Raw genomic sequence first — 14,835 nt, forward strand, 5'->3', positions numbered from 1 at the left:
CGTCCCTTCTAGCACGCGCGCCGCTCCGGAGAGCCGCGTAGCGCTTCGCGCTACAGCCTCGCCCTCGCGCCAGACGTGAGGCTCGCTGGCACGCAACCTGCTCTTGGGGCGGCCCGCCAAATCTGACATCGCGTGTCAGCAATGGCGGAACCCCTCTTCCCAAGGGACTGCACCATGCCCCGTCGTTTCCCCCGAGTCCTGACCCTCTCCTCGTTCGCCGTGGGTGGCCTGCTCATGGCCGCGCCCGCCCACGCCGCGGAAACGAGCGAAGTGCCCGCCACCATCGTGAACGTGTCCATGCAGGACGGCGAGCTGACCGCGCGCATCCGCTGGGCCGCGGAGTCGAAGTCGCTGCCCTCCGAGGTGGAGGTCCTGTCCTATGACGGCACGGACAAGCCCACCGCGGGCGAGCGGCTTTCGCCCAAGGCCGGCGAAGAGGTGGAGGTGAAGCTGTCCGGCGCGGTGCAGGAGCCGTGGGAGACGGGCTGGGCCCAGCGGCTCGTCGTGCGGGAGGCGCAGGGCCGGGAGCTGGCCAGCCAGCCCTATGACGTCAGCCTGGCCTGCGAGGACGAGAAGACCTGCCAGCTCACGGCCACGCCGGGCATCTCCGCCAGCCGCGAGGTCCTGCACCTGAGCACGGGCCTGCAGCAGACCCTCGGCGCCATCGAGAAGGAGATGGGGACGAAGCAGTTCGACCTGGTGCGCGAGGTGGCCCGGCGTGAGCCCTCGCTGTACGGCGAGGCCCTGACCTACGCCCATGGCCTGGTCAAGGTCGGCCCCGCCGAGGGCTGCCAGTGCTCCTGGACGACGACCTACGCGCGCTCCAACACCCAGGGAACGAGCCGGGGTGCGGCGCACGACCTGCACGCGCGCCCCCTGCGCCAGACCGTGGCCTCGAACAACCGCATGTCCACGCAGGGCAGCAGCCGGGTCACCCTGAACCTCCACTGCACGTCGCTGGCCTCGATTCTCTCCCAGGAGCTGGGCATCCGTCAGCCGGGCGGCCTGGTGAAGCCCGTGCGCATGCTCCAGCCCGTCTACAGCACCTGCGCCGGGACGTGCAGCGGCCGGTTCAGCCACTTCGGCCGCATCACCGGCCGCGCGACCGCGCGGACCACCCCCGTCTATCCCCCGCCTCCCATGACCATCCTCAACGCCACGGCCATGGAGCAGAGCAAGTACCACCTGGGCAATGCCCTGAGCCCGCTCCTGAGCGAGACCCGCTACGCCCCCCTCGACGGCAGCTTCGACGTCAGGACCACCGAGGACAACGTGGGCAGCGGCTCCGGCTACGTCCAGACGTCCGGCGAGGCCTTCTACGCCTACAACGGCGACCCCAACACCTGGCAGCCGTACGGCCACGCGCAGGGGAACTACGCCATCGCCGTGCAGGGCGTCGCGGTGTGCCCGGGTGGAGGCTTGAACCCCATTGGCCGCGCCTTCGACATCCAGTCCACCTATGCGCTCGATCAGGAGGTGGAGACCCTGGACAGGAGCGTCCAGGTCTTCTTCGGCCTGTAGCCCGCAGCGCTACACCCGGCGGGGTCCGCGTAACGCAAAGGGACACATCCCCAGCGCAAGCAACGATTTCGGAAACATCGTGGAAAACCACGCATTCCCTCCGAAACCTGCATCAATCGCAGACATGGTGCAATCCCTGGCACGGGACCTGCTCTGACGGGGAACCGCCCTCCGGCCTTCGCGCTGGAGGGCGGACCCCCATTCTCCGCAAGGGATTGCCCCATGCCCCATCACCCGTCGCGAGGCCCGACCGGCCTCGTTCCGTCCTGGCTTCGCTCGCTGACCGTCTCCTCCCTCGCGCTCGGAGGCCTGCTGGTGGGCGCGCCGGCCCACGCCGCGGATCCTCGGGAGGAGGTCCGCCCGAACATCGCCACCGTGCTCGACGTGGCGCTGGAGGACGGGGAGCTGACCGCGCGCATCCTGTGGACGGACCGGCAGGAGGACCTGCCCCCGTCCTCGAAGCTCGTCTCCTATGACGGCAAGGACACCGCCAACGCGGGCGTGGACGTGACGCCGAACGCGGGCGAGATCTCCACGGTGAAGCTCTTCGGCGCGCTGGACAAGCCCTGGGAGACGGGCTGGGCGCAGAAGCTGGTGCTGGAGGACCCCAAGGGCCAGCCGCTGGCCACCCAGCCCTATGACGTGAACCTGGACTGCGCGAACGACAAGGAGTGTAGCCTCACCGTGTCCAAGGGCGTCACGTCCGACAAGGACGTGGTGCACGTGAGCAGCGAGCTGGACGCCGCCCTCACGGAGCTCGACGCGAAGTATGGCCAGGGCGAGTACGACCTGATGAAGGAGGTCTCCAGGGACTTCCCGCACCTGCGCGGCGAGGCCATGGTCTACGCCCAGCAGTGGTCCTGGTGGTACCCCATCCCCATCTCCGGCCCCTGCACCTGCGGCTGGACGACCACGACGACGCGCACGCCCACCACCACCCAGAACATCTACGTCTCGTACACGGGCCGCAGCATCTACGGCTGGAACGGGCCGGGCGCGAAGCACACGCTGAGCGCCAACGCCCTCCCGGCGGGCCCGACCCTCAACCGCACCGTCACCGGCTCCAGCCAGCTGTCGCTGGGACTGCGGTGCTCGCGCCGGGTCTACTACTACTGGTGGGACATCCTCATCTACCGGCCGGGCGGGCTGTTCCCGGTGCGCTTCCCCTTCCCTGTCAGCGTGCCCTGCACCTCGCCGTGCCAGGCCCGCTTCGACCACATGGGGCGCGTCACCGGCCGCACGACCATCAGCAACGTGGCCACCGCGCGTGAAGCCGGCACCTGGCGCGTGAACGGCGGCACGCCGTACATCAACCAGCTGATCACCGGGAACAACGCCTTCGACGCGGACGCCATCGCCGTCTCGTTCTCCAACACCAGCGCCTACAACACGGTCAGCACGAGCGGCCAGGTGACGATTCCCTCCACGTCCAGCTACGCGAGCGCCATCACCACCAACGGCTACGCCCAGGCCATCCACGGCCAGCTGACCTGCCCGCAGATTCCCGCGCTGGCGGGCAGGACCGTGTCGGATTACGGCACGACGCAGGGCACGACCCACCTGCTCAGCCTGTACTGGTTCATCCAGGACTTCGCGGCGCAGTTCCCGTAGCGCCCGGCTTTCAGTCCCCGTGAAGGACAACACCCCGGAGGCCGGCGCCGTGAAGGGGCCGGCGTCCGGGGTGCCTGTTTCTTCCGCACGGATGCGGCGGACGGCTACTTGTCGGTCGCGTCCTCGATCTTGTCGCCGGCATTCTCCGCGGCGTCGCCCGTGGCGTCGGCGGCGTCCTCGGCCGTGTCCTTCACCTTGTCGCCCGCCTGCTCCATGTCGTCCTTGGCGGACTCGCGGGTGTTGCGGTGGCAGCCCGTGCCCACGGACAGGGCGCTCAGCGTCAAGGCCAGCAGCGTCAGCTTCTTCATTCGGTGTGACTCCTTCGCTTGAGGGGGACTGGCGGTATGAAACCCGCCTCTCCCCGTGCGCGCCGCAAGGTAGGCACTGTCCACCATCTGCCAAGGGGGCAGCCCTCCGGGATGTCCACTCCGGGGCATCGGGGCCCCACTGATGAGCGTCGGAACACGCTGCTAGGGTGCGCCTTCACGAGGGGCTCGTGTCCCGCCCCCGGAGGCCCACCCATCCATGTCGTCGTCGTTCTCGCGGCCCTTGAAGCCCACCCTGCTGCTCGTCCTGGCGTTGACGGCCCTCTGGGGCTGCTCCTCCGACGAGCCGAAGCCCATCGAGCAGCTCTACTCCGACGTCCAGTTCGACCTCACCGTCCCGCCGGAGACGCCGGTCGACGCGGCCATCTTCCTCCAGGGCCCCACGGCCACGTTCGGCGGCACGGACGGGCGGGGCCTGGAGATGGTCTACCAGGGCGGCCGTCAGTTCAGCCTGAAGGCCCGGCTGCCCAAGAACACCGCCTTCACCTACGCGGTGCGGATGACGGCGCCCACGCCCCAGGTGGCGCTGGATGCCCAGGGCGCCCCGGAGGCGGACCACTCCATCACCGCCCGTGAGAACGAGGAGACTGTCGCCCTCACGGTGGAGCGCTTCGGCGCCGAGGGGGGGCAGACAGGCGCGAGGACCGTGTTCATCGTCCAGGTCCCGGACATCACGCCGCCCGGGGCCAAAGTGTGGCTGTCCGGCAATCAGCCGGAATTGGGGAACTGGAATGGCGCGGAAGTGGAGCTCTACCCGGCCGTGGACAACGCCTACGCGGGCGCTGTCGCCTTCGCGGCGGGCACGGGCCTGGAGTTCAAGGTGACGCGCGGCTCGTGGGAGACGGTGGAGAAGAGCGAGACGGGCGCGGAGGTGGCCAACCACACCTTCACCACCGGCGGCGGCTTCGAGCGCGTGCCCGTGGTGGTGAAGGGCTGGGCGGACCTCACCACGCCCCCGCCTCCTCCGGACCCGACGCTCACCGGCGACGTGCGCTACCTGCGCAACGTGGTGCCCCAGGACGCAAGCCTCAAGCCGCGCGACGTCATCATCTGGCTGCCGCCCGGCTACGAGGCGGACCCCACGCGCCGCTACCCGGTGCTCTACATGCACGACGGGCAGAACCTGATGGACGTCACCACCGCGTTCGCCGGCGAGTGGAAGGTGGATGAGACGGCGCAGGCGCTGGTGGAGTCCGGCCAGGTGGAGCCGCTCATCATCGTGGGCATCTACAACACCCCTGACCGCATCGCGGAGTACACGCCCGTGCCCTTCCCGCCGGAGTACCCGGACGCGGGCCGCGCGGACGTGTACGGCCAGTTCCTCATCCAGGAGCTGAAGCCGCGCATCGACGCGGAGTTCCGCACGAAGCCGGAGGCGGAGTTCACGGGGCTCGCGGGCTCGTCGCTGGGCGGGCTCGTCTCCATGTCGCTGGGGCTCAAGCACCCGGACGTCTTCACCCGCCTGGGCGTGGTGTCGCCGTCGGTGTGGTGGGCGGACCGGGAGATTGTCGCGGAGGTGAACGCGCTCACCACGAAGCCCCCGCTGCGCATCTGGGAGGACATCGGCACCAACGAGGGCTCCGGCAGCCAGGCGGAGACGGTGGCGGATGCGCAGGCGCTGCGCGACGCGCTGGTGGCCAAGGGCTGGGTGCTGGACACCGACCTCAAGTACACGGTGGTGGAGGGAGGCCAGCACAACGAGGCCGCGTGGAGCGCGCGCTTCGGTGACCTCCTGCGCTTCCTGTATCCCGTGAAGCAGTGACGAAGACTGCGCCCCCCACCACCCCGGATGGACGCTACTTGGTGGTGGACGGGCGGCTGTGGCGCCGCAGCAATCCAGCGCTCGGGCCCCGGCAGCGTGAGCTGCTGGTGGCCGCGCTGATGCGGGCCCGCGCGGACGTGGGCCGGGCGAAGCGCGCGGAGGACGCGGCCCTGGAGCGCCGGGCGAGGAATCGCGTGCACCGCGCCAAGGTGGGCCTGGGAGAGCGGGGCCCGCCGTGGTGGACGGACGGAACGCCGGACCTCAACCGGCGCCTCGTGAAGAACACGCCCTACGCCGCCTGGTTCCAGGACCTGAAGCGAATATAAAAAGGACACGGCGTAACACCCAGGCCTCACCACCCCTGCCCTGAGGTCTGGAACATGCCCGTGGTGCCTGGAGCCTCACGGCTCGCGTTGTGCCTGCTGCTCACGTCCGTCCTCGCCTGCGGCTCCACCACCGAACCGGACCCGTCCCCGGGAGGCGGCGGCGACAACGGCAAGGTCGCCGCCCTCACCCTGTCCCCGAACGGGGCGACGCTGCTGGTGGGCGAGTCGCTGACCCTGGCCGCCCTGGCGGTCGACGACGCGGGCGAGGTGCTGGAGGACGTCCAGGTGGAGTGGTCCGCCGTCCCGGCCGGCGCCGTCACGGTGAAGGACGGCCGGCTGGAGGGCGTGGCCCCTGGCGGCGCGGTCATCACGGCCCGGGCGGGGGCCGCGAGCGCGACCCTGACCGCGGTCGTGATTCCCTCCGACGAATCCAGTCCGTCGAGCGCGGAGGTGCTGGCGGCCGCGCATGAAGCCGGGCTCATCAACGACGAGGAGCTGCTGGCCTACCGGGTGTACGCGGCGTTCAGCGATCCCCGGCTGCCCATCCAGTACAAGGCCCGGGTCGATCCGGGGTTCGACGCCACCTCGCTCGAGGAGCTGCGTCAGCGCTTCCCGTCGCTCTCCGCGTCCATGCAGGCGGCGCTCGGGATGTACCTGCTGCGCCCGGCGGACCCGGGCAGCTGGCTCAACGCGCCCACGCCCGATGCCCGGCTGAGCAGCATGGAGGATACGCACTGCCGCTCCTTCTCCGGCGGCTGGAAATACATCCCGTATCCCCTCTCGAAGGTCCGGATCTGGTACCAGGTCAACTTCCCGGAGCAGCGCAAGCGGGCCATCAGGCTCGACGCGGCGATCGCGAATGAAATCTGGCCCAAGCTGATGGCGCTGGGGCTCAAGGAGCCGCTCACCGACGAGGCCTTTTCCTGCAATGGGGGAAGTCCCCAGCTCGACCTCTACCTGGTCAGCAACATGGCCGACCGTGGACTGACGATCCCTGAAGGCTGGGACAACACGCAGGCCGCCACCTACATCCTGCTGAAGGACGATCCCGACGACGACAACGTCCTCAAGGGCGGGGCGACGCACGAGCTGATGCACGCCATCCAGTGGGCCTACAAGACAAAGGCGCGGCAGGGCGACTACGGGTGGATCCGCGATGCGACCGCGAACTGGGCCATCGACCATGTGTATCCAACGCTCCCGGTGGGGCCGACCCCGCAGCGGCAGTACGAACACATGTTCGCCGGTTGTTTCACCAACTCTCCGGACCTGCCGCTGGAGAGCCAGAACACGGGCCACTGCACGAACAGCGGAGCGAAAGGCGCCGGGCGCGATTACGGCGCCTATCTGCTCTTCCAATACCTGGAGAAGAAGTACGGGCCGGCGGTCGTGACGGCCGCGCTGGCGAAGCTGACCACGGAGACCTCCAGCCTCACCGCGGTGGACTCCGTCCTTCCCGGTGGATTCGAGAAGGTCTGGCCGGAGTTCGCGAAGGTCCTCTGGAACGGGACGCCCATCAGCGCCCGGCCGGAGTCCTTCAAGGCGTGGGACAACCTCACGGAGGTCGCGAGGAAGAGCGACATCAACGCCGACCTGTCGGGCTGGCCCGAAGCCTCGGACGAGCTTCACGACGAGCTGTACAACCTGTCCAACCGCTACTACCTCATGCGGTTCAGCGACCCGAGCACGCGCTCCGTGCTCTTCCACAACGGGTGGTTCAAGAACATCACGGAGTCGAAGGACCCCGTGAAGGTGTTCGCGTTCTGGAAGGACGAAGCGGGGGCGTGGCACGACGAGGACTGGAGCGCATACGAGGACGTGGGCTTCTGCCGCGACATGAAGTCGCAGCGGGTCCAGGACCTCGTCGTCATGGTCAGCAACGCGAAGTTCGATCCCGCCGGCGGCGGGACCCTGACGGCGGCGGAGACGCCCTACCTCAAGCGCAACAACGTGGGCTGCTGGAGGTTCCAGGGCACCACCCGGTCCGTCCTGAAGGGGAAGACCTGGTCGTCGGGCCGGAAGCTCATCGACACGAACGTGGAGCTCCAGGTGCTGGACGGCTTCGCGGACCCGGACTTCGAGCACCCGCTCATCCCCCACACGAAGCGGGTGGGAGGCTCCATGCTCATGCAGCCCGCCGGCGACTTCACGCTCGACGTCGACTACGTGTCCGGAGGGTGCAGGTACACGCACGGGCCCACGCCGTACCCGCTGGCCGCTGGAGGCGGGATCCTGATGCTGAACCCCTTTGATGAATTGACGTCACCGGACCCCGACACCCAGGACTGGCTGTCACATCCCTCGCGCTCCTACACGGCGGCGCTCGCCGATCCGACCCTCGTGCACCTCGCCGTCAGCGGCGGTCCCGACTGCCAGGGCCCCGAGCTGGACATCCCCGGCAACGTCCTCTTCACGGATGCGGGGGGGACCAAACCGGTGGTGTCGCCCTCGGGAGAGCTGTCCGGGCAGTACGTGGACTCGGACACCACCTACTCCTGGATATTGCAGCCGCAGCGCCAACCCTAGAAGGCGTAGCGCACGCGGCAGTACGGCAGGTGCTTCGCGAGCAGGGCCTGGAACTCCGCCACGTGGCGGCCCTTGAACCCGGTGCGGTAGCGCACGTTGACGCCGCCGCCCTGGGACACCTTCGTCTCCTGGATTTCCGGCCGCCAGAGCAGCTCCTCCGCCTTCGGGTGCCAGCCGAGGTTCACCTCGTGCAAGCCCGCGTTGTGCGTGAGGAAGATGATTTCACACGCGAGCTGCTGCTTCGCCCGCGCGCCGATGCCGGCGTCAATCTGCTGGAACAGCTCCACGTAGGCGTCCTGCCAGCCGTCGTGGAGGATGACCGGGGAGAAGTTGAGGTGCACCTCGTAGCCGGCGGCCACGAAGTCGTCGATGGCGGCGATGCGCTCCGCGATGGGGCTGGTGCGCACGTCCAGCAGCTTCGCCGGCGCGTGCGGCATCAGGCTGAAGCGGACGCGCGTCTTCCCCTTCGGCTCGTAGGTGAGCAGCTCACGGTTCACCAGCTTGGTGGCGAAGCTGGCCTTGGCGTTGGGCAGCGTGGTGAACAGCCGCACCAGGTCCCGCACGTTGTCGCTGATGGCCGCGTCCGCGGCGCAGTCGCTGTTGCACCCGATGTCGTAGACCCACGCGTGCGGATCCACCGTGTTGGGCTCCCGCTTGGGCCCGCGCTTGTGCGCGTGCTTGCGGATGGCGTCCTGGATGCGGTCGATGTTCACGAACACCGTGACCGGGTTCGCGTAGCCCTTGTTGCGCGGCACGTAGCAGTACGCGCACGCCATCACGCAGCCGTTCGCCGTGGAGGGCGCGATGAAGTCCGAGCTGCGGTCATTGGCGATGAAGGACAGCGTCTTCTTCACGCCCAGCACCAGGGTGCTGCCCTTGATGCGGTTCCAGGCCTCCACGTTGCCTTCGTTGCCGAAGAGCCCGGGGATGTGCTGGTGCGAGGCCACCTCCACCCGCTCCGCATCCGGGTATCGCGCCAGAATCTCCCGGCCGCGCGCATGCTCCTGCACGGCGGGCTCCAGGTAGATGCGCGACACCTTCAGCAGCCGGTCGAGCGGGCCGGGGCCCGCCGGGACGGCGGCCGGGCGCGGGGCGGGGTCCGGGAGGAAGAGGTCCAGGTTCGTCACCTGGCGGATGTAACCGGCTTCCGTCTCCCATGCACCCGCGGTGGCCCACCCTGACGCCGGGCGGGCCACCGGACAGGGGCCTGCTGTCAGCGCTCGGACGGAACGGCGGGGCCCGTGGTGACCGGAGGCGGCGCGTCCAGCTGCTTCCACAGGGCCTCAGGCAGCGGGGCCCGTTTCTCCATCGCCGCCGCCACGCTCGCGGTGGGCGCGTAGACGCGGTGGTTGTTCACGCGGAAGTCGCTGTCCGTCACGACGGAGATGACCGCGACGCGGCCCAGGTCGTCGATGGGCGGCCCATCCGCCCGGAACGCGACCCGGTCCACGAGCTGCACCTCCGCGGCCCCGGGCGGCGTCACCCAGACGGAGTAGCGCTTCGCGAGCAGGTCCACGTTCATGCGGAAGTGGTACGTCTGGCCGCGCACGTACGGCACCCGGCGGATCCACGAGTAGCCCGCGCCGTTGCGCACCTGGAAGATGCCGTCCTCGCTCATGCGCAGGGCCATGTTCAGCCGGTTGAAGGCGGTCACCTCCGTGGAGCTGTCCGTCCAGCCCACCACGCCGCCGCCCAGGTTGTCCGCCAATGGCGTGAGGTCGAACTCCACGATGCGCGTGCCCGTGTTGGTGGTGCCCAGCAGGTGCTGCCCGCGCGGCAGGTCCAGCTTCGAGTACCAGGGGTAATTGGGGCGCGGGTTGAAGCGCAGCAGCGCCTCGAGGAAGTAGTAGTCGCCGTAGATGAGGCTGACGTTGATCTCCTGCCCGGCCGGGAAGTTGCCCACGCCGTGCAGCAGGAGGCCCGGGCTGTTGGTGCCCTGCGCGAAGTACGCGGGCGACGCCAGCGAGTCGAGCATGGCCAGCGCGGCGTTGCGGTAGTTCGTGCGCCGCGTGGCGTCCGTCTCCAGGGTGCTCAGCTCCAGCAGGGCGGACGCGACGATGGCCGCGGAGGAGGAGTCCTTGGACTGGCTGGGCGCGTTGAAGTCCCAGTTGGGCACGCGGTCCGCGGGCAGGTTCGCCAGGTAGTAGTCCGTCACCCGGCGGGCCGCGGTGAGGAAGCGCGCGTCCTGCGTGTAGCGGTACACCATCGTGTAGCCGTAGATGAGCCACGCCTGCCCGCGCGCCCAGGTGGAGCTGGCGGAGTAGCCCTGGAAGGTGCCCCGCGAACGGATGGTGCCGTTGTTGTTGTAGTCCACGTAGTGGAACGAGCTGCCATTGGCGCGCACCGCGTCCTGGAGCGTCCGGAGCGCGTGGTTCACCGCCATGGTGCGCCAGATGGCGGGGCCGCCGTTCTGGGCGCCCCAGAGCAGCAGCTCGATGTCCACCATGGTGTCGGTGACGAGCGGGATGTTCCAGGCCGAGTTCCAATCACAACAATCGATGATGCCCACGGTGCTGTTGTAGCGCGTGGCCAGCGACGCGGCGGAGGTGAGCAGCACGTCCCGGTAGTAGGGATTGCCCGTCAACCGATAGGCATTGCCGAAGCTGTTGTACATCTTGAAGCCCAGGTCGTGCGTCTCCGTGTTGGTCTTCTGGACCTCCAGGGGGCGCGTCCACAGGTCCGCGCGGTCACGCCAGTAGGGCTCGTTGGCGACCTGGAACATGTACCACATGCTCCCGGGGAAGAAGCCCTGCGTCCACGCGATGCGGTCCGTGTTGGCCACCGTGGTCCACGTCCCGCTGGACGTGGAGGCCTTGGGCGAGCGGTTCACGCCAGGCATCTCCGCGACGGTGTCCGCGAGCTGCGCCCGGGCGAAGGTGAACACGCGCACCGCGTCCGCGTCCGTGAAGGCATTCGCCACCGGCGCCACCAGCAGCGCCAACATCCACCACAACTTCACTCCCGGCTTTGGCAATCCCATACACCCTCCCCTGTCTGACCGGCGCGGAAGGTGTCGGTGTGCCACCCCGGGGACCAGCGGCCCCGGGGTCTCAAGCGGGCCGGCCCCCCCACCCTGGCGGAGGGACCGGATGTGCCCTACCCGACCCGGGGCGCGACTCCCGTGAACACGGGCTGTGAATAGCCCACGGGCTTGTCCCCCACCGGGGCGTTGCCGTGCAGGTTCAGCTGGTAGGGATTGGAGAACATGCCGTGGGGGAACGGCACGGGCGGAGCGCTGGCCTCGTCCAGCTGGCGGCGCAGCTCGGCGGGGATGCGGAAGTCGAGCGCGGCGAGGTTGCCGTCCAGCTGCTTGGGATTCGTGGCGCCGATGATGACCGAGCCCACCCCGGGCTGCGTGGCCACCCAGTTCAGCGCCACCTGGGACATGTCCCGGCCCAGCTCCCTGGACACCTGCTCCAGCGCGGAGACGATGCGCCAGTTGCGTTCCGTGAACATGCCCAACTGGTGTCCGCCGATGGCGGAGTTGAGGCGGCCCTCGCCCTGGGCACCGGCCTCGCTCGGCCGGTACTTGCCGGAGAGCAGCCCCGCGCCCAGCGGGCTCCAGGTGGTGATGCCCATGCCCAGGGTCTGGGCCAGCGGCACGTATTCGTGCTCCAGGCTGCGCTCCACCAGCGAGTACTGGAGCTGCAGGTTGATGAGCGGCGTGAGCGCGTGCGCCTCCGCCCAGGTCTGCGCGCGCGCCGCGTACCACGACGGCACGTCGGACAGGCCCGCGTAGCGGATCTTCCCCGCGCGCACCAGGTCATCGAACGTGCGGACCACCTCCTCCGCCGGGGTGAGGCGGTCCCAGGTGTGCAGCAGGTACAGGTCGATGTAGTCCGTGCGCAGCCGCTTCAGCGACGCCTCCACCGCGCGCAGCATGTTCTTGCGGCTGTTGCCGCCCGCGTTCGGGTCCCCCGGGCGGGTGGCGTTGTACGTGTACTTGGTGGCCAGGACGACGCGGTCCCGGTCGCCGCGCTCCTCCAAGAACCTCCCGATGAGCGTCTCGCTGGTGCCGTGCGTGTACAGGTCGGCGGTGTCCACGAAGTTGCCGCCCGCGTCCAGGTAGCGGTTGAACAGCGTCCGGGACACGTCCTCCGTGGAGCCCCAGGGCCCGCCGTAGGTCCCCTCCTTCCCGAACGTCATCGTGCCCAGCGACAGCGGGCTGACGCGCAGCCCCGAACGGCCCAGCAGGTAGTAGCGATCCATCGACATGGTGTGACTCCCTTCCAGCGGCTTATCTGGACTGAACAATCCAGATACAGACATGCGAAGACGGCGCGGGGAGCTTCCCGCGACCCAAAAGGACAGCGGGGTGGGTTACTGGGCCCTGAGGCCCGCCATCGCGAAGTCCACGACGTCGCGCAGGGCTTCCGGCGGGGTGCCGGCCTTGGCGCTCAGGCGCAGCCCGCCGATGGTGGCCAGGAGGAAGCTGGCGGCGACGCCCGGGTCCACCCTGGGATTGAGCTCGCCCTTGCGTTGGGCATCCTTCACCACGCGCTCCAGCGCGCCCTGGCCCAGGGCGCCTCCCGTCTTGAGCAGCGTGGCGACCTCCGCGTCCACGTGCGCGAGCTCCGCGGTGGCGTTCACGAAGAGGCAGCCCTTGGCGCGCACCTTCTGGGTGCCGTTGGGGATGGAGAGGAGATACTCGCGGATGGCGCCCAGGGGCGACGGGTGGGAGCGCAGGCAGTCCACCAGGTTGGCGCTGTACTCCGCCTGGTAGGCGCGCAGGGCCTCCAGGTAGAGGCCGTGCTTGTCCCCGAAGGTGTCGTACATGCTCTGCCGGCCAATGCCCATGGCGCGCAGCAGGTCGTCCGTGGAGGTGGCCTCATAGCCCTGCTCCCAGAAGACCTGCATCGCCCGGCGCACCGCCTCGTCCCGGTCGAACTCCTTCGTGCGTGCCATGCCCCCTACGTAATGATTCTGGACTGACCTGTCAAAACAATCGGTCCGGCGCCTAGAAGCCGGGAGGGCGCTCGCCGGCGACGCCGGAGGCCCGCTCCAGCGCGATGCCCACGCGGCCCAGGGTGCCCTCGTCGAAGAGCTGACCGATGAGCGTCACGCCGTGGGGGACGCGGCGCGGGGGGGTGAAGGTGGGCATGGGGCGCTTGGGGTCCGGGGCCCAGTCGCTGCGGGCCTTGGACACCTCCACGAAGCCGGTGCGCAGCGTGAGCGACGGGTGGCCCGTGTGGTTGGTGATGGTGAGGGCTTCATCGCGCAGCGAGGGCACGAGCAGCACATCCACCTGAGACATGATGCGCGCCATCTCCTGCGCCACCTTGCGGCGCAGCCGGTCCGCCTGGACGAAGTCCACCGCGGACAGGAAGCGGGACTGGCGGAAGAGGTTGGGCCACGCGTCGGGCGTCTGCATCTTCAGCGCGTCCACGCCGTGGGTGAGCGTGAGCTCCTCGAAGGCAGCGGCGGCCTCCGCGAAGAGGATGACGTTGAGGGCGGAGTACGGCCAGTCGGGGAACTGGACCTCCACTGGCGTCAGGCCCAGCCCCTTGAGCGCCTCCAGCGCCGCGCGGTCCACGTCCGTGGCGGGGCTCTCCTTCATCCACGCGGGCACGTAGCCCACGCGCAGCCCCTTCACGGGCGCGTTCGCGTCGAAGTCGAGCTTCGCGGTCACGCTCGCCACGTCCCCCGCGTCCGCGCCGTTGAGCGCGGCGAGCACCAGCAGCGAGTCCTCCACCCCGCGCGTCATGGGCCCCAGCTTGTCCAGCGACCAGCACAGCGTCATCGCGCCCGTGCGCGGCACGCGGCCGTACGTGGGGCGCAGGCCGGTGATGCCGCAGCGCATGGACGGCGACACGATGCTGCCGCCCGTCTCGCTGCCCAGGGAGAAGCCCACGAGCCCGGCCGCCGTCGCCGCGCCCGGCCCCGCGCTGCTGCCGGAGGAGCCTTCCTCCAACAGCCACGGGCTCTTCGTCTCGCCGCCGAACCAGATGTCATTGAGCGCGAGCGCGCCCAGGCTGAGCTTCGCCACCAGCACGGCGCCCGCGCGGTGCAGCCGCTCCACCGCGGCGGCGTCGGTGGTGGGGACGCGGTCGCGGAAGGGCTCGGCGCCGTAGGTGGTGCGGATGCCCGCGGTGTCCACCAGGTCCTTCGCTCCCCAGGGGATGCCGTGCAGCGGCCCCTTGTAGCGGCCCGCCGCGATGTCCTTGTCCGCCTGCCGGGCCTGCTGGAGCGCCAACTCCTCCGTCAGCGTGATGACGCACTGGAGCCTGGGGTCATGGCGCTTCAGCCGCTCCAGGTACAGCCGCGTGAGCCGCTCGGACGTGATGGCGCGCGACTGCACCCAGCGCGACAACTGCGTGAGCGGCGCGAAGGCGATGTCCTCCTCCTTCGCGGGCAGCGGCACCTTCGCGTCGCGGCTGCGCACGAAGCGCTCCTTGGCGGGCGCGGTGGGCTTGAGCCCTGGCAGCGACGGGTTCCACTGAGAGGCGGGCGACAGCGTGGGCTCCAGCGCCAGCTTGCGCGGGCCGGTGCGGCGCTCGTGCAGCGGAGCCAGGGACACGCGCCAGTTGCTCGCGGCCTGGGTGCGCTCGGCGGGAGTGAGCTGCACCTGCATCAGCTTTTCGGCCTCCGCGAAGGTGGTGGGGCTCACCTCCGGCCCCACCGTGGGGCCCGCGCCGAAGGTGGGCGGCGCTCCCGCCGGTGGGGCGGACGACGTGCCCGCGTCCGGCGCCGCGGAGACAGCGGTGCTCGCGAGTCCAATCACGGTGTGGGTCAGGAACTGCCGACGCGAGCTGCTCATGGCGCG

Annotated in this window: 11 protein-coding genes; 5 read left to right on the plus strand and 6 right to left on the minus strand. The window is 69.6% G+C overall.

Annotated features, from left to right (window positions below; translation table 11 throughout):
* The first annotated feature begins 174 nt into the window (after positions 1-174).
* Both ACX114_RS38140 and ACX114_RS38145 read left to right on the plus strand, forming a co-directional pair.
* The gene (locus ACX114_RS38140; RefSeq protein WP_459292695.1) at positions 175-1,521 is read left to right on the plus strand and encodes a hypothetical protein; all 1,347 of its coding nucleotides are present in this window, start codon (positions 175-177) and stop codon (positions 1,519-1,521) included.
* Positions 1,522-1,743: 222 nt separating this feature from the next.
* Complete coding sequence (locus ACX114_RS38145) at positions 1,744-3,132, plus strand: hypothetical protein (protein ID WP_459292697.1); 1,389 nt, start codon at positions 1,744-1,746, stop codon at positions 3,130-3,132.
* A gap of 104 nt (positions 3,133-3,236) precedes the next feature.
* On the opposite strand, the gene ACX114_RS38150 is transcribed toward ACX114_RS38145, so the two are convergent.
* Positions 3,237-3,440, minus strand: a complete 204-nt coding sequence (locus ACX114_RS38150) for a YtxH domain-containing protein (RefSeq protein WP_404367905.1) — start codon at positions 3,438-3,440, stop codon at positions 3,237-3,239.
* A 217-nt stretch (positions 3,441-3,657) separates the two neighbouring features.
* Here ACX114_RS38150 and ACX114_RS38155 point away from each other — a divergent pair, with 217 nt between their 5' ends.
* From ACX114_RS38155 to ACX114_RS38165, 3 genes are read left to right on the plus strand one after another with little or no spacing between them, the layout of a single operon-like run.
* Positions 3,658-5,220 carry an alpha/beta hydrolase-fold protein gene (locus ACX114_RS38155; RefSeq protein ID WP_459292699.1) on the plus strand — a complete coding sequence of 521 codons (1,563 nt, stop codon included), beginning with the start codon at positions 3,658-3,660 and terminating at the stop codon, positions 5,218-5,220.
* Positions 5,217-5,546, plus strand: a complete 330-nt coding sequence (locus ACX114_RS38160; RefSeq protein ID WP_459292701.1) for a hypothetical protein — start codon at positions 5,217-5,219, stop codon at positions 5,544-5,546. The genes ACX114_RS38155 and ACX114_RS38160 overlap by 4 nt, the downstream gene beginning before the upstream one ends.
* Positions 5,547-5,600: 54 nt before the next feature.
* On the plus strand, positions 5,601-8,072 hold the full coding sequence (locus tag ACX114_RS38165) for an Ig-like domain-containing protein (RefSeq protein ID WP_459292703.1): 2,472 nt from the start codon (positions 5,601-5,603) through the stop codon (positions 8,070-8,072).
* Here ACX114_RS38165 and ACX114_RS38170 read toward each other — a convergent pair.
* From ACX114_RS38170 to ACX114_RS38190, 5 genes are all read right to left on the minus strand, one after another.
* Positions 8,069-9,268 (minus strand): spore photoproduct lyase family protein, encoded by a 1,200-nt coding sequence (locus tag ACX114_RS38170; protein ID WP_459292705.1) that lies wholly within the window; start codon positions 9,266-9,268, stop codon positions 8,069-8,071. The genes ACX114_RS38165 and ACX114_RS38170 overlap by 4 nt on opposite strands.
* A gap of 17 nt (positions 9,269-9,285) precedes the next feature.
* Positions 9,286-11,016, minus strand: coding sequence for an alpha-12C2-mannosidase (locus ACX114_RS38175; RefSeq protein ID WP_459292707.1), 1,731 nt, complete (start codon positions 11,014-11,016; stop codon positions 9,286-9,288).
* A gap of 152 nt (positions 11,017-11,168) precedes the next feature.
* On the minus strand, positions 11,169-12,287 hold the full coding sequence (locus ACX114_RS38180) for an aldo/keto reductase (RefSeq protein ID WP_459292708.1): 1,119 nt from the start codon (positions 12,285-12,287) through the stop codon (positions 11,169-11,171).
* 105 nt (positions 12,288-12,392) lie between these two features.
* A complete protein-coding gene (locus ACX114_RS38185; protein ID WP_459292710.1) occupies positions 12,393-12,977 on the minus strand; it encodes a TetR/AcrR family transcriptional regulator in 585 nt (194 codons plus the stop codon).
* A gap of 52 nt (positions 12,978-13,029) precedes the next feature.
* Positions 13,030-14,829: an amidase gene (locus ACX114_RS38190; protein ID WP_459292712.1), complete on the minus strand. Its 1,800-nt coding sequence runs from the start codon at positions 14,827-14,829 to the stop codon at positions 13,030-13,032.
* Positions 14,830-14,835: the final 6 nt, after the last annotated feature.

The sequence above is a fragment of the Corallococcus sp. M7 genome (genome assembly GCF_054512695.1).

Bases quoted from the DNA above. Each gene is read 5' to 3' on its own strand.
- ACX114_RS38185 (WP_459292710.1), bottom strand. From the start codon at position 12,977: ATGGCACGCACGAAGGAGTTCGACCGGGACGAGGCGGTGCGCCGGGCG.
- ACX114_RS38165 (WP_459292703.1), top strand. From the start codon at position 5,601: ATGCCCGTGGTGCCTGGAGCCTCACGGCTCGCGTTGTGCCTGCTGCTC.
- ACX114_RS38145 (WP_459292697.1), top strand. From the start codon at position 1,744: ATGCCCCATCACCCGTCGCGAGGCCCGACCGGCCTCGTTCCGTCCTGG.
- ACX114_RS38140 (WP_459292695.1), top strand. From the start codon at position 175: ATGCCCCGTCGTTTCCCCCGAGTCCTGACCCTCTCCTCGTTCGCCGTG.
- ACX114_RS38155 (WP_459292699.1), top strand. From the start codon at position 3,658: ATGTCGTCGTCGTTCTCGCGGCCCTTGAAGCCCACCCTGCTGCTCGTC.
- ACX114_RS38175 (WP_459292707.1), bottom strand. From the start codon at position 11,016: ATGTTGGCGCTGCTGGTGGCGCCGGTGGCGAATGCCTTCACGGACGCG.
- ACX114_RS38190 (WP_459292712.1), bottom strand. From the start codon at position 14,829: ATGAGCAGCTCGCGTCGGCAGTTCCTGACCCACACCGTGATTGGACTC.
- ACX114_RS38180 (WP_459292708.1), bottom strand. From the start codon at position 12,287: ATGTCGATGGATCGCTACTACCTGCTGGGCCGTTCGGGGCTGCGCGTC.
- ACX114_RS38150 (WP_404367905.1), bottom strand. From the start codon at position 3,440: ATGAAGAAGCTGACGCTGCTGGCCTTGACGCTGAGCGCCCTGTCCGTG.